Origin of the sequence: Rhodococcus sp. Ni2 (assembly GCF_021352185.1) — a bacterium.
Taxonomy (GTDB): domain Bacteria; phylum Actinomycetota; class Actinomycetes; order Mycobacteriales; family Mycobacteriaceae; genus Rhodococcus_F; species Rhodococcus_F qingshengii.
Window position 1 is genome coordinate 1,477,232 of the sequence record NZ_WOXZ01000002.1, and the last position, 13,321, is coordinate 1,490,552.

13 protein-coding genes are annotated in these 13,321 nt (G+C 64.0%); 10 read left to right on the forward strand and 3 right to left on the reverse strand.

What is annotated here, in order from left to right:
* Positions 1-35: 35 nt before the first annotated feature.
* Entirely contained in the window at positions 36-407 is a 372-nt protein-coding gene (locus GN300_RS20430) for a plastocyanin/azurin family copper-binding protein (protein WP_003940908.1), read from the reverse strand.
* 38 nt (positions 408-445) lie between these two features.
* Between GN300_RS20430 and GN300_RS20435 the strand changes: the two genes are divergently transcribed.
* The 7 genes from GN300_RS20435 to tsaD all read left to right on the forward strand — a co-directional run bounded on the left by GN300_RS20435 (position 446) and on the right by tsaD (position 6,997).
* Positions 446-1,879, forward strand: a complete 1,434-nt coding sequence (locus GN300_RS20435; RefSeq protein WP_063316699.1) for an NAD(P)H-hydrate dehydratase — start codon at positions 446-448, stop codon at positions 1,877-1,879.
* Between the two features lie 55 nt (positions 1,880-1,934).
* Complete coding sequence (gene alr, locus GN300_RS20440) at positions 1,935-3,137, forward strand: alanine racemase (protein WP_007728606.1); 1,203 nt, start codon at positions 1,935-1,937, stop codon at positions 3,135-3,137.
* A complete protein-coding gene (locus GN300_RS20445; protein WP_003940782.1) occupies positions 3,134-4,186 on the forward strand; it encodes an alpha/beta fold hydrolase in 1,053 nt (350 codons plus the stop codon). Before alr ends, GN300_RS20445 begins: the two co-directional genes overlap by 4 nt.
* Complete coding sequence (tsaE, locus tag GN300_RS20450) at positions 4,176-4,667, forward strand: tRNA (adenosine(37)-N6)-threonylcarbamoyltransferase complex ATPase subunit type 1 TsaE (protein ID WP_003940673.1); 492 nt, start codon at positions 4,176-4,178, stop codon at positions 4,665-4,667. Before GN300_RS20445 ends, tsaE begins: the two co-directional genes overlap by 11 nt.
* A 107-nt stretch (positions 4,668-4,774) precedes the next feature.
* Entirely contained in the window at positions 4,775-5,458 is a 684-nt protein-coding gene (gene tsaB, locus GN300_RS20455; RefSeq protein WP_063316698.1) for a tRNA (adenosine(37)-N6)-threonylcarbamoyltransferase complex dimerization subunit type 1 TsaB, read from the forward strand.
* Positions 5,459-5,468: 10 nt separating this feature from the next.
* Positions 5,469-5,963 carry a ribosomal protein S18-alanine N-acetyltransferase gene (gene rimI, locus GN300_RS20460; RefSeq protein WP_003940971.1) on the forward strand — a complete coding sequence of 165 codons (495 nt, stop codon included), beginning with the start codon at positions 5,469-5,471 and terminating at the stop codon, positions 5,961-5,963.
* Positions 5,960-6,997, forward strand: coding sequence for a tRNA (adenosine(37)-N6)-threonylcarbamoyltransferase complex transferase subunit TsaD (tsaD, locus tag GN300_RS20465; RefSeq protein ID WP_054827677.1), 1,038 nt, complete (start codon positions 5,960-5,962; stop codon positions 6,995-6,997). The genes rimI and tsaD overlap by 4 nt, the downstream gene beginning before the upstream one ends.
* 18 nt (positions 6,998-7,015) lie before the next feature.
* On the opposite strand, the gene GN300_RS20470 is transcribed toward tsaD, so the two are convergent.
* The gene (locus GN300_RS20470; protein WP_063316697.1) at positions 7,016-8,605 is read right to left on the reverse strand and encodes an Hsp70 family protein; all 1,590 of its coding nucleotides are present in this window, start codon (positions 8,603-8,605) and stop codon (positions 7,016-7,018) included.
* 161 nt (positions 8,606-8,766) lie between these two features.
* Here GN300_RS20470 and GN300_RS20475 point away from each other — a divergent pair, with 161 nt between their 5' ends.
* Complete coding sequence (locus GN300_RS20475; RefSeq protein ID WP_063316696.1) at positions 8,767-9,327, forward strand: potassium channel family protein; 561 nt, start codon at positions 8,767-8,769, stop codon at positions 9,325-9,327.
* 19 nt (positions 9,328-9,346) lie between these two features.
* Here GN300_RS20475 and GN300_RS20480 read toward each other — a convergent pair whose 3' ends face one another.
* Complete coding sequence (locus GN300_RS20480) at positions 9,347-11,062, reverse strand: TIGR03767 family metallophosphoesterase (RefSeq protein WP_063316695.1); 1,716 nt, start codon at positions 11,060-11,062, stop codon at positions 9,347-9,349.
* 233 nt (positions 11,063-11,295) lie between these two features.
* Between GN300_RS20480 and groES the strand changes: the two genes are divergently transcribed.
* Positions 11,296-11,595 (forward strand): co-chaperone GroES, encoded by a 300-nt coding sequence (groES, locus tag GN300_RS20485; protein WP_003940763.1) that lies wholly within the window; start codon positions 11,296-11,298, stop codon positions 11,593-11,595.
* A gap of 86 nt (positions 11,596-11,681) precedes the next feature.
* Positions 11,682-13,292: a chaperonin GroEL gene (groL, locus tag GN300_RS20490; protein ID WP_003940715.1), complete on the forward strand. Its 1,611-nt coding sequence runs from the start codon at positions 11,682-11,684 to the stop codon at positions 13,290-13,292.
* Positions 13,293-13,321: the final 29 nt, after the last annotated feature.

Below are 13,321 nucleotides of genomic sequence, written 5' to 3' on the forward strand. Positions count from 1 at the left end.
GCCCCGCAGTCGCAAGACTGTGGGGCCCGAGCGCGTTACGGCGTCTCGACTACGACGGTTCCGCGCATCTCGGGATGCGGTGTGCAGGTGTAGTCGTAGGTTCCGGGTTCGGTGAACGTGTAGGTGTAGGTTCCCGATTTCTTGAGCGGACTGCGGAGTTTGCCCTTGGCGTCCCCGAGGCCGTTGACGTCGTGGGCCATTCCGTTGTCGTCGAACACCCACGTGACCGTCTCGCCGACATTCACGGTGATGGACGCGGGGGAGTACGCCATCCCGGAGATGGTCACCACGGGTCCGCTGGCCGTCGTTTCCGGAGCCGGTGGTGTGGAGTCGGTGCCGGAACTGCACCCGACCAGACCGAGAGCGAGCACGAGACCCGCGATTGCCGGGCGAAGACGTGATTTCATGGTTTCGAGGGTAGCGACGGCAACTGAAGGGTTCCGACATGCGTGGGTACTACACAGCCGATCAGGTGCGAGCAGCTGAGGCGCCGCTGCTCGACAAGCTGCCCGACGGGGTGCTGATGCGTCGAGCGGCGTACGGTCTTGCGCGAGTAGTCGCGGACGAATTGCGTTCCCGTACAGGGTCGGTCGCGCATCGGTCGGTGACGCTGCTGGTCGGTACGGGCGACAACGGCGGTGATGCCCTGTGGGCCGGTGCGTTGCTCCGCAAACGAGGTGTGAGCGTGCGGGCCGTGTTGCTCGATCCGGCGCGCGCTCATCGGGCGGGCCTCGATGCTCTCTTGAAGGCCGGCGGCCGAGTCGCCGCCGAAGTCGGGTCGCCGGATCTGGTGATCGACGGCATCGTCGGGATTTCCGGGCACGGCGGTCTACGGCCTGACGCGGCCGATCTCGTCGGCCAGGTGGATGCACCGATCGTGGCGGTCGATCTTCCGAGCGGCGTCGACGCGAACACCGGCGCAGTGGACGGCCCGTCGGTGACCGCTGATGTGACGGTCACATTCGGTGCGCTCAAGCCGGTACACGTACTCGCGGCTCCGCTGTGTGGTCGTGTCGAACTCGTGGACATCGGATTGAGCATCAGCGAACCCGAATTCGGTTCGCTCGATCCGGCGGAGGTCGGTGCGCTGTGGCCGGTGCCCGGTCCGGAGGACGACAAGTATTCGCAGGGTGTGGTGGGCATCGTTGCGGGAAGTGAGCAGTATCCCGGCGCGGGCGTGCTCTGTACCGGTGCCGCGGTGACCGCGACCGCCGGCCTGGTCCGCTACGCCGGGCACGGCGCCACCGAGGTGCTCGCCCGGTTCCCGGAGGTGATTGCGAGTGAGACCTTCCAAGCCGCCGGGCGAGTTCAGGCGTGGGTGGTCGGCCCCGGTATGGGTACCGACGACGACGCCGCGCGACTTCTGGCGTCGGTGCTGGCTACTGATGTACCCGTTGTTGTCGATGCGGACGGACTTACCCTCCTCGCTCAGCGTCCCGAACTTGTCGCAGCCCGGACCGCGCCGACACTGTTGACGCCCCACGCCGGCGAGTTCGCTCGATTCACAACTCTTGGCGACGACAGGATCGCGGCCACGCGTGCTCTTGCCGCACGCCTCGGAGTCACGGTCCTGTTGAAGGGCCATACGACGGTGATCTCGGATCCCGGCGGTGAGGTGCTGGTCAACGACGCCGGCGGCTCCTGGGCATCGACGGCAGGCTCGGGTGACATCCTCTCCGGTGTGATCGGTGCGTTGCTGGCGTCGGGTCTGAGCCCTCTCGAAGCCGGGGCCGTCGGGGCGCGGGCTCACGCGTTGGCTGCGAACATCGCCGCTGCCGGCGGTCAGAGGGATGTCGCCGGAGCACCGATTTCGGCTTCACCCCTGCTGGGAGGTCTGCGGGAATCGGTGCGTGTGCTTCGCTCTTTTGCCCTCGATTGAGGGTGTTCAAACCCGAACACGTGTCCGATTCTGCGTGGGTGGCAGGATTGTCGCCATGACGCTTGCCCAGGGAAGAGCACCGAAGGAGCCTGCGGAGGGGAAGGCGAGCCGACTCGACGACGCAGTAGGGCCGCAGACGGAGGCAGTCGTCGATCTGGACGCGATCGCGCACAACGTGCGTGTTCTGCGTGAATTTGCCGGGGATGCAGCGTTGATGGCGGTCATCAAGGCGGACGGATACAACCACGGCGCAGTTGCGGTGGCGCGGACGGCGCTCTCGGCGGGAGCCCGGGAACTCGGCGTCACCACCATCGCGGAGGCACTGGTCCTTCGCGAGGCAGGCATCACCGCTCCCGTTCTTGCCTGGCTGCACGGCGTCGACGCCGATTTCGCCTCGGCGATCCGATCGGACGTCGAGATCGGCGTGTCCTCCCCGCGACACCTGGCCGCTGTCGTCGACGCGGCACGGGTTCTGGGACAAAAGGCGATGGTGACGCTCAAGGTGGACACCGGTCTCAATCGCAACGGCGTATCGAGAACCGAGTGGCCGCAGATGCTCGACGACCTCGCCACTGCGCGGGACGAGGGCACGATCAGGCTGCGCGGAGTGTTCTCTCACCTCGCGCACTCGGACGAACCGCATCACGACGTCATCGACATGCAGAAGCAGCGTTTGATCGACGCGGTTGCCGACGTCCGCGCTCGCGGATTCGACCCCGAAGTCGTTCATCTTTCCAACTCCGCTGCTACAGTCACCCGTCCTGACCTGCGGTTTGACATGGTTCGGCCCGGAATCGCGATATATGGATTGTCTCCGGTGCCCGAACTCGGAGATTTCGGTTTACGACCGGCGATGACGCTGCGAGCGAAGGTGATTCTGGTGAAGAAGGTAGCCGCCGGAGAGGGCGTCTCCTACGGGCATCAGTGGGTCGCACCGCACGACACCACTCTTGCGCTGCTTCCCGTCGGCTACGCCGACGGTTTGTCTCGCTCACTGAGTGGCAAGTTCGAAGTGCAGTTGGGCGGTAAGCGTCGCCAGGCTGTCGGGCGAATCTGCATGGACCAGGTATTGGTGGACCTGGGTCCGGACGGTGACGGAGTTCGCGAAGGCGACACCGCGATCTTCTTCGGCAACGGCGATCACGGCGAACCCAACGCGCAGGCCTGGGCCGACGTACTCGACACCATTCACTACGAGGTCGTGACCGGGATACGTGGACGCACTGTGCGTACGTACATCGGGGGAGAGACGTCATGAAGACTGCAGGAAAGATGAGCATTCTCGGTGGCCTGCTCAGCGCCGTGGCGCTCGGCTCGATGGCCGGCGTGAACGCATTCAAGACCGCGACGCGTCCGGGCCGGGAAATCTACGCGGACGAGGACTTCGACCTCATGACGCGCGACCGCAAGAGCACGGTGCGCACCGAGGACGGTGTCGAGCTGGCAGTTCGCGAAGTGGGACCGGACGACGCTCCGCTGACAGTCGTTTTCGTGCACGGATACTGCCTGAGTGCGCTGTCCTGGCATTTCCAGCGCCGCCAGCTCGAAGAGCGATGGGGCAACAAGGTTCGCATGGTGTTCTACGACCAGCGCGGACACGGAGACTCGGGCATGCCGCGTTCGAAGAGTTGTACGGTTTCTCAGCTCGGCCGCGACCTCGCGACCGTCGTCGAGGCCAAGGTACCCAAGGGGCCGATAGTTCTGGTCGGTCACTCGATGGGCGGCATGACGGTACTCGCGCTCGCCGGTCAGCGACCCGAATGGTTCGAGGGCCGAGTCATCGGCGTGGGGCTGGTCGCGACGACGGCGGCAGGCCTGGCGGAGACCGGCCTGACCCGCAATCTGCAGAATCCGATCATCGACGGATTCCGGTTGGCAGTGCGCACCTCACCAGGAGTAGTTCAGCATGCCCGGGGCGCTGCGCGAGTATTGATCACGCCGATCCTGCGTGCGGCCTCGTACGGCACCGATGTCAGCCCACGGCTGCATGAACTCTCGGACGGCATGCTCGACCGCACCTCGGTTGTGACCATCGTCAATTTCCTGCGGACGTTGGAACTGCACGACGAGTCCGCTTCTCTCGAGGTCCTCGCGCACACACCGGCAGTCGTGATCTGCGGCGATCAAGACATGATGATTCCGTTCATCAGCTCCAAGCGTCTCGCCGCCGATCTCCCCGAATCCGAACTCGTGCGAGTTCACGGGGCCGGCCATCTGGTGCAGCTCGAGTTCCCGGCGATCGTGACGGACGCAATCGACAAGTTGGTGCAGCGAGCGCAGGTAGAAGAGCGGTCCGATGTCGGCTGAGAACTCCACGGGACTTCCCGTGTCCGGACAGATCACGTTGGAAACGGCCGAGGATACCGAGGCTTTCGGCCGACGCTTGGCGGCGGGACTTGTTGCCGGCGACCTGGTGGTGCTGGACGGTCCACTCGGGGCAGGCAAGACCGCGTTGACGCGCGGAATCGGCGCCGGGCTCGGGGTGCAGGGCCGGGTGACGTCCCCGACGTTCGTCATCGCTCGTGAGCATCGTCCGGGCACCCGCCCCGGCGGCGGAGTTCCCGTCGGCATGATCCACGTCGACGCATACCGGCTGGGAGACAGCGGACCGCATGCGCTCGACGAACTCGATGCCCTCGACCTCGACACCGACCTCACCGATGCAGTGGTGGTGGTCGAATGGGGTGGTGACGTCGTGGAAAGGCTCGTCGAACGGCACCTGCGAGTGCAGCTTCATCGGGAACCCGAATCGGATGTGCGGACTGCGAGTTGGTCCTGGACGTCGTGAAAGGGAGTTTGGTGTCACAGACGTCGTGAAACGGCGTTTCGTGTCACAGACGTCGTGACCCTCCCGGGCCGGAAGTAGTTCTTCACGTGCGGGTACCCTGAGAAATCGTGCTTGTTCTCGCAATTGACACCTCCACTCCGGCAGTCACTGCCGGAGTCGTCTCCCTGTCGGCTTCGTCACCGGACCCAGTGTCACCGGACGCAGAGTCGCCGGACACAGTGGAGACGCTTGCCGTGCGTGTCACGGTCAATCCTCGTGCGCACGCCGAGGTCTTGACCCCTCACGTCCTCGAATGCCTCGCCGAGGCAGGGCTCACACCGGCCGACTTGAACGCCGTCGTCGTGGGTGTCGGGCCAGGGCCGTACACCGGACTGCGTGTCGGCATGGCGACGGGAGTTGCCTTCGGTGACGCACTCGGTGTTCCCGTGTACGGCGTGTGCAGCCTCGATGCGATCGCGGCTGCGGTACCGACCACACCGAGCCTGCTCGTCGTGACTGACGCGAGGCGTCGCGAGATCTACTGGGCGCGCTATGACGGCGGAGTGCGCGTCGAAGGACCGGCTGTGAATTCCGCCGGCGACGTCGATCCTTCGCCTTCGACGCTGATTGCCGGATCCGCTTCGCACGTGGACTTCTTCGATCTACCCGTCGACCCGGCGGAGACACCTTCACCGGCCGGGTTGGTGACAGTCGCTGCTCGCGAGATCCTGTCCGGCTCGGTTCCGGCCCCGCTGGAGCCGCTGTACCTCCGACGCCCGGACGCGAAGACCCTTGCAGAACGTGGCAAGTGAGACAGAGCAGATGAAGTACAGCATCGAGCCGATGAACGTCGATGACGCCGAACGGTGCGCGGAGTTGGAGCGCGCGTTGTTCGCAGGCGACGGACCCTGGAGCGCACAAGCGTTCGTCTCGGAACTTGCAGGCGCACATAATCATTACTTCGTTGCCCGGGAGCCTGACGGTCACGTCCTCGGCTACGCCGGAGTCGCATTGTTGGGGGCGTCGCCGAACATGGAGGCCGAGGTTCACACCATCGGTACAGATCCCTCGGCTCAGCGACTCGGAATCGGCGGCGCGTTGCTCGATGCGCTTCTGACTCTGGCGGATTCACGGCAGTGCCCGGTGTTCCTGGAAGTGCGCACCGACAACGAACCTGCCATCGCGCTGTACCGGCGCGAAGGATTCGAGATCGTCGGAACACGAAAGAAGTACTACCAGCCCAGTGGGGCAGATGCGTACACGATGAGACGGCCTGCCGTGCTCGGTGTCCGCGAAATTGAGGAGCAGCAAGCATGATCGTCATGGGTGTCGAAAGTTCTTGCGACGAAACAGGTGTCGGTATCGTCCGCTGGAACGGTGACGGAACCTGCGAATTGTTGGCCGACGAGGTGGCATCGAGCGTGGATCAGCACGCCAGGTACGGGGGAGTGGTTCCCGAAGTGGCCTCGCGGGCTCACCTCGAGGCGATCGTGCCGACGATGCGCCGTGCCCTTGCTGCCGCCGGTATCGAGAAGCCCGACGCGCTGGCCGTCACCATCGGACCCGGACTGGCCGGCGCGCTGCTGGTCGGTGTAGCCGCAGCGAAAGCCTATGCGGCAGCATGGAACATCCCGTTCTATGCGGTCAATCATCTCGGCGGTCACGTCTCGGTGGACACTCTCGAGCACGGTCCGTTGCCCTCGTGCGTCGCATTGTTGGTCTCCGGCGGTCACACACACCTGCTTCACGTCGAAGATCTGGGCAAGCCCATTGTCGAACTGGGCACGACTGTCGACGACGCCGCCGGTGAGGCCTTCGACAAGGTGGCCAGACTGCTCGGACTCGGCTTTCCCGGTGGACCGGCACTCGATGCTGCTGCGCAAGAGGGAGATCCGAACGCAATCGCCTTCCCTCGCGGCATGACGGGGCCGCGCGATTCGCGGCACGACTTCTCGTTCTCGGGACTCAAGACGTCCGTCGCGCGCTATGTCGAATCGAAAGAGCGCGCAGGCGAGACCTTTTCGATCCCGGACATCGCTGCCTCGTTCCAGGAAGCGGTTGCAGACGTCCTGACGATGAAGGCAGTGCGTGCAGCCAAGGACGTCGGGGTCGACACGTTGGTTCTCGGCGGCGGCGCCACGGCCAATTCGCGTATCCGCTCACTCGCCGAGCAGCGCTGCGCCGAAGCGGGCATCACGTTGCGCATTCCGAAACCTCGACTGTGCACGGACAACGGCGTGATGATCGCATCGTTGGCCGCTCACCTGATCGGAAACGGCGCAGGCCCTTCGGAATTGAGTGTTGCGACGGACCCGGGGCTGTCGGTCTCCGTCAGCCAGTTGATGCACTGAAAATCGGCCGACTGAGAATCAGCCGACCGGGGCCGGTTCCCGATCCGGTGTGGTCGCGGGACCGTTTTCGGGCATCGAGGTATTCGGTTCACCGGGCTTCGTCGTCGGATCACCACCACCAGGGGTAGTGATTTCGGTTTCGGTGGAACCGGATCCAGGAGTCTCCGGCGTCGTCGGGTTCTCGCCGCCGCTCTCACCCGGGCCGAGACCGCCGCCGGGGTTTGCCTCGGTCGGATCGACCGGGGGCGTCGCCTCGGTGTCCGGCATCGTCGGCCACCACGCCGGTGGATCGGGCAGCGTGATTCCGGGAATGGTCGGCCAATTCGGAGTGGTCGTTGTCGTGGTCGGCGGCGTGGTTGTCGTCGAGGTGTCCGGGATCGGCGCAGGCGGAAGTGTGTACTGATGCGTTGTGTACGAGTGCGTGTCGTAAGGCTGCGAGTCGAACGGGGTGGTGGGATACCCGTACCGAGGATACGTGCTGCCGGCTACCGAGGGCAGAGGATCATGAGACGGAATGATCGTCGATCCGGTGCTCGGTGTCGCTTCGGGGCTCACCGTCGTCGTGGTCGACCCCGTTCCGACGGGCGAGACCGCGGTGTCGTCGGTCGGTACCAATTCCTTTGCGCCGTAACCGAGTACCAGTCCGCCGACCACGAGCGCACCGATCAACGCTCCCGATACCTTGGCGGTGGATCCGGAGCGCTGGTCACTTCCGGAGCCCAGCAGCGGGAAACGAATTGCGGTGATCGAATCTGCCAGGAGTGCAGCACCTTTGGTTGCCGCAGTCTCGGGCTCGACGATCTCGACCATGGGGACGTCGACGGCAGCGGCGACGGCGGACCGCACGGCCGGAATGTGTGCGCCACCGCCGATGAGTACAACGGCACCGACGGGCCGCGGTGAGCCCTTCACGACTTCACGGATGAAGGTGACGGCGCGCTCTATATCCGGGGCGATGATGGCCTCGAACTCGTCGCGCGTGATCGCCATCGCGTCGATCGGAAGGTCGATGGTCACCTTGGTGGACGTGGACAGTTGCTCTTTGGCGACATGGCACCGGGCGGCAAGAAGTTCCGCGTCGGTGTACCGGCGCAAGTGCCCTGGCGCCTTCTCCGTCACGAAGTCGACCAATGCCCGGTCGATTCCGGCCCCTGCGAGGGCGTCTATACGGTCGGAGTGCAGAACTTCACCGGTGTGGTCGACGACGGACACCGTCAGACCTTGATCACCGACGTCCACCTGAGCTGTCGTGTCGTACCGCTCGGTTTTCCCTGTCTCGGCGAGATACGCGTGTACGGCGGCAGGTTCGGGGATTGCACGGACCTGCTTCGGCGAGCGCGAAAGAGATGACCTGATGCTCGCGAGTTGATCGTCCGTGCGATAGCTGACACCGATCGAGCGCGGCGCTTCAGATCCGTCCGTTACCTGCGTCGTCATCAGCTTGATGGATGCTCTGACAAGGTCACCGACGTTGGAATTGGCCTGATCCGCCGAGACGAAGCGAGTCTCGGCAGGCACGGCGCCTGGCGCGTTTGTGCTGGTATCGGTGTCGACGAGTGCTGAATAGACACCGGAAGATCCAGTGGAAATTCCCAGTGAACAACTCATCGCACACCTCCTCACAGTCAATACCGGTCAATGTTCAATCGACCGCCGTTATATGAACGTTACAGAAGGTTCGTGAGGATTGCTCAGTGCTTTTCGTCTCCGTGACGTCCTTTTCGGACCGAAAGGGTGGTTTTACCTGCGAAATTGTCGATCATTGATTCATGCGGAAAAAAGGCGATTCTCCCCACATCGACCGGGAACGACGACGCGCGCTGATCCGTGGTGCAGTGCTTCGACCCACGCTGACGGTGATCGCCTTCGGATGCGCGTATTTCTTTCTGCCGTGGATCGATGTACATACCGCCAGTGCAATCTTCCTCTTGATCGGTGGAGGCGCCGCGGTACTTGCCGTGACCACCTGGCAGGTGTGGCGAATTCTGCGTTCCGATGTGCCATCTCTGCAGGCGGTCGAAGCTGTGGCGGTGGTGATGCCGACGTACTTGTTGTTGGTGTCCATCACCTATTTTTCGGTCGAGCATGCAAGCCCTGGCAGTTTCACCGAACCGCTGTCGCGTATGGCGGCGCTGTACTTTTCGTTGTCCGTCTTCTCGACAGTCGGATTCGGTGACATCGCCGCGCAGACGGACCTTGCCCGGGGGCTCGTGAGCCTTCAGATCGTCTGCAATCTGGTGTTGATCGGATTCGGCGTTCGATTCGTCGTTGCCGCAGTGTCGTGGGCGAAAGTGCACCGCTCGCCTTCGAGCGGACCTGAAATCACCTAGGACACTGCGGCAATCGGAGTCATCGTCCGGTGTGGACCAACAATTCGACGTTCTGGTCGACGCCGGTACCCGTCAGCTTCGGGTCGCGGTGGATGTCGTTGAACGACAGTTCGCGGTACAGCGAGGCGAGCCCGGCTGCCGACTTGTCGCTGTAGTCGACGGAATTGGGACTCTCCGCCTCGAAGAGCGTCGCAAGCAACGACACCGTTCCGTCATGGTTGTCCGCGATCTCGATGATGCGTCCGAGTTGCGGGTAGTCGATGTGCGAGGCGGTGTTGATCTCCCAGAAGCCCTGCTCGGGGGTCGCGCCGGGCCACGGGGTGATCTTGTTCTCGTGGGTGTGTCCGTTGACCCAGGCAAGTACGTTCGGGAAACGATGCAGCAAGTCGAGAAGCTGTGAACCGCGCAGGCGTGGCTCGAGGACGTTCTCGGGGTCGGGAATGAGATTGTCCATCGTGTCGCTCGTGTGGTGACTGAACAGCACGAAATACGTGTCACCTCGCGACTCGGTGACGCGAGAGCCCGCGGCGTCGTAGTAGGTGCTGCTGCCGGCGCGCAGGGTGTTCTCGATCCACTGGAACTGAGCGGCGCCCAGCGAACCGTCGACGAGGCCCGCGCGGTTGGTGGAGTCCATGCTGATGCCGACGACGCCCGGTGCGATCTCGAACGAGTAGTAACCGATACCGGTGTCGCCGGCGTCGGGGGCGAAACCGTGTCCGACGGGGCCGGGACCGGTGTGCGCGGGATCAAGATGTGCGGCGATGAACTGTCGCGGTGTGAACGGCGCGCGCGACGGGTCGGGGGTGACCTGGCGCGGCGGCGTCGTGAAGGCGGACAGGATTCCGGGTATCGCACTGGGATCGAACTTGGTGGCGACGTCGATCTGCTTGGCCTGCTCCGGTGAACCAGGCACCTCGAATTTGAGAGATCCCGTGTACATCGCTTCGAGCGGCGGGATGCCGCTGGGCACCGTGCCGGACACCGAATCGTCGTGGTTGCCGAACACGCAGTACCAAGGGGTGTTCAGGCCGGGGCTCGACACGGGCGTGAAAGCGGCACCGAAGAAATCGGGGATCTCCGGGAATCCGGCCTTCTTGTACATGTCGAGCATCGGTGACTCGGGGTTCCAGTAGAGATCGGCACCCGAGTTCTGTACACCCTCGTAGCGGTCCTTGGCACCGGTATTGGCGACGACGGTTCCGCCGTTGAGTGAGGTGAGGAACCAGTCGAGTTCGGCGAATTCCTTGTTGTCCGTGTTGTCGCCGGTGGTGACGACGGCATCGAAGGGTCGCGACGTGTGCGGGCCACTGCCGATCGAATTGACCCGGCGGACAAGTGAAATCAGCCCGTGCGCCGTCAGGGTCTCCTGGGGGCGGAACGCCGAGCCGGTGATCTGGTGGACGTACTCGAATCGCATGGGGGACTGGGCGTCGACGATGTGGACGTCGGTCAACTGCACGAGTGAGGCGAGCGCGGTGCGTCGGTCCTCGCGTCCCGACTTCGGCTCGGCCAACTCGCTGCGCACGATGTTCGCCCAACCGGGTCCGGCGGTGAGCTCGGTGTAGCCGCTGCTGCTGACGGGGGTGGACACGGACTCGAGAGTGGTGCCAGGACCTGACGTCGGAATGGTCGACGCGCCTGCATATTGCAGGCCCCACGGCTTGCCAAGGCTGACCGCGCCGACGGCGCCGAGTCCGGCGAAGGTCAGAAAACTACGGCGATTGATGTTCGTCACGAAGTGAACAATAGGTGAACGTGGTGGACGGCTGTCCTGTTTCGCTCTGGACGAAGAGAAAAATGCGCCCAGTCCTTGAGGGTTGGCACTCTCACGTATAGAGTGCCAATTGGCGCTGATCGAGTTCCGGCACCCGCGACGACGGGACTGCAGTGACGCGCCGTAAACGGCATACCCAAACAGCTGTCCGAGGATCGCCTCGGACGCACATACCCCAAAGTGGAGGGCTCATCGTGGCGAGCGTCAACATCAAGCCGCTCGAGGACAAGATCCTCGTCCAGGCCAACGAGGCTGAAACGACGACGGCTTCCGGCCTGGTCATTCCTGACACAGCCAAGGAAAAGCCCCAGGAGGGCACCGTCGTTGCAGTCGGCGAAGGCCGCGTCAACGAGCAGGGCAACCGCATCCCGGTCGACGTCAAGGAGGGTGACACGGTCATCTACTCCAAGTACGGCGGAACCGAGATCAAGTACGCCGGCCAGGAATACCTGATCCTGTCGGCACGCGACGTGCTGGCTGTCGTCTCCAAGTAAGACACACGTGATCCGCCCCGGAGTCCACACAGGATCCCGGGGCGGAATGCGTTCACGCCCCGAAGATTCAGGAGCTGACAGAACAGATGTCCAAGCAAATTGCGTTCAACGAGACCGCACGCCGCGCTCTCGAAGCCGGAGTCGACAAGCTTGCCGACGCCGTCAAGGTGACCTTGGGCCCGCGTGGACGCCACGTCGTGCTCGCCAAGGCATTCGGCGGCCCCACCGTCACCAACGACGGTGTGAGCATCGCCCGTGAGATCGAGCTCGAAGATCCCTTCGAGAACCTCGGCGCACAGCTCGTCAAGAGCGTCGCCACCAAGACCAACGATGTTGCCGGCGACGGCACCACCACCGCGACCGTTCTGGCCCAGGCCATCGTCCGCGGCGGACTCAAGAACATCGCAGCGGGCGCGAACCCGATGGCTCTCGGCGTCGGCATCAACGCCGCAGCCGACAAGGTCGTCGAGGAACTGCTCGCCGCAGCCACCCCCGTCGAGGGCGAGAAGTCGATCGCTCAGGTCGCCACCGTCTCCTCACGTGACGAAGAGATCGGCAAGCTCGTCGGCGAGGCACTCACCCGTGTCGGAACCGACGGCGTCGTGACGGTCGAGGAATCCTCCACCGTTGCAACCGAACTCGTTGTCACCGAAGGTGTTCAGTTCGACAAGGGCTACCTCTCGCCCTACTTCGTCACCGACATCGATGCGCAGAAGGCCGTCTACGAAGACGCGCTGATCCTGCTCTTCCGCGAGAAGATCAGCTCACTTCCCGACTTCCTTCCGCTGCTCGAGAAGGTTGCCGAATCCGGCAAGCCGCTCTTGATCATCGCCGAGGACGTCGAGGGTGAAGTTCTCTCCACCCTCGTGGTCAACTCCATCCGCAAGACCATCAAGGCCGTCGCCGTCAAGGCGCCGTTCTTCGGTGATCGTCGCAAGGCATTCCTCGACGACCTCGCAGTCGTCACGGCAGGCACCGTCATCAACACCGACGTCGGCCTCTCGCTCAAGGAAGCCGGCCTCGAGCTGCTCGGCAGCGCTCGCCGCGTTGTCGTCACCAAGGACGAGACGGTCATCGTCGACGGTGCAGGCACCGCTGACGACATCGCGACCCGCGTTGCGCAGCTGCGTCGCGAGATCGAGAACACCGATTCGGATTGGGACCGCGAGAAGCTCGAAGAGCGTCTGGCGAAGCTGTCCGGCGGCGTGGCCGTCATCAAGGTCGGCGCAGCCACCGAAACCGATCTGAAGGAACGCAAGTTCCGCGTCGAGGATGCGGTCAACGCAGCCAAGGCAGCAGTTTCCGAGGGCATCGTCCCCGGTGGCGGATCAGCTCTCGTTCAAGCCGGTACGGCTCTGATCGGGAACCTCGGCTTGACGGGTGACGAGGCCACCGGCGTTGCCGTGGTCCGCGAAGCCCTCAACGCCCCGTTGTTCTGGATCTCCAGCAACGCAGGCATCGACGGTTCCGTCGTTGTCAGCAAGGTCGCCGAGATGACCAAGGGCGAAGGCTTCAACGCTGCCACCCTCACCTACGGCAACCTGCTTGCCGACGGCGTCGTCGACCCGGTCAAGGTCACTCGCTCGGCAGTGGTCAACGCCGCTTCCGTCGCGCGCATGATCCTCACGACCGAGAGCGCCGTCGTCGAGAAGCCGACCGAGGAAGTTGCCGACACCGGACACGGTCACAGCCACTGACTCGCTGCTCGTAGTTTCGACAAAGAAGA

Excerpts from the sequence above, each read along its gene's own strand:
- rimI (WP_003940971.1), top strand. The coding sequence starts at position 5,469 with ATGAAGTACAGCATCGAGCCGATGAACGTCGATGACGCCGAACGGTGC.
- GN300_RS20470 (WP_063316697.1), bottom strand. The coding sequence starts at position 8,605 with ATGAGTTGTTCACTGGGAATTTCCACTGGATCTTCCGGTGTCTATTCA.
- groL (WP_003940715.1), top strand. The coding sequence starts at position 11,682 with ATGTCCAAGCAAATTGCGTTCAACGAGACCGCACGCCGCGCTCTCGAA.
- GN300_RS20435 (WP_063316699.1), top strand. The coding sequence starts at position 446 with ATGCGTGGGTACTACACAGCCGATCAGGTGCGAGCAGCTGAGGCGCCG.
- GN300_RS20430 (WP_003940908.1), bottom strand. The coding sequence starts at position 407 with ATGAAATCACGTCTTCGCCCGGCAATCGCGGGTCTCGTGCTCGCTCTC.
- GN300_RS20475 (WP_063316696.1), top strand. The coding sequence starts at position 8,767 with ATGCGGAAAAAAGGCGATTCTCCCCACATCGACCGGGAACGACGACGC.
- tsaD (WP_054827677.1), top strand. The coding sequence starts at position 5,960 with ATGATCGTCATGGGTGTCGAAAGTTCTTGCGACGAAACAGGTGTCGGT.
- GN300_RS20445 (WP_003940782.1), top strand. The coding sequence starts at position 3,134 with ATGAAGACTGCAGGAAAGATGAGCATTCTCGGTGGCCTGCTCAGCGCC.
- alr (WP_007728606.1), top strand. The coding sequence starts at position 1,935 with ATGACGCTTGCCCAGGGAAGAGCACCGAAGGAGCCTGCGGAGGGGAAG.
- tsaE (WP_003940673.1), top strand. The coding sequence starts at position 4,176 with ATGTCGGCTGAGAACTCCACGGGACTTCCCGTGTCCGGACAGATCACG.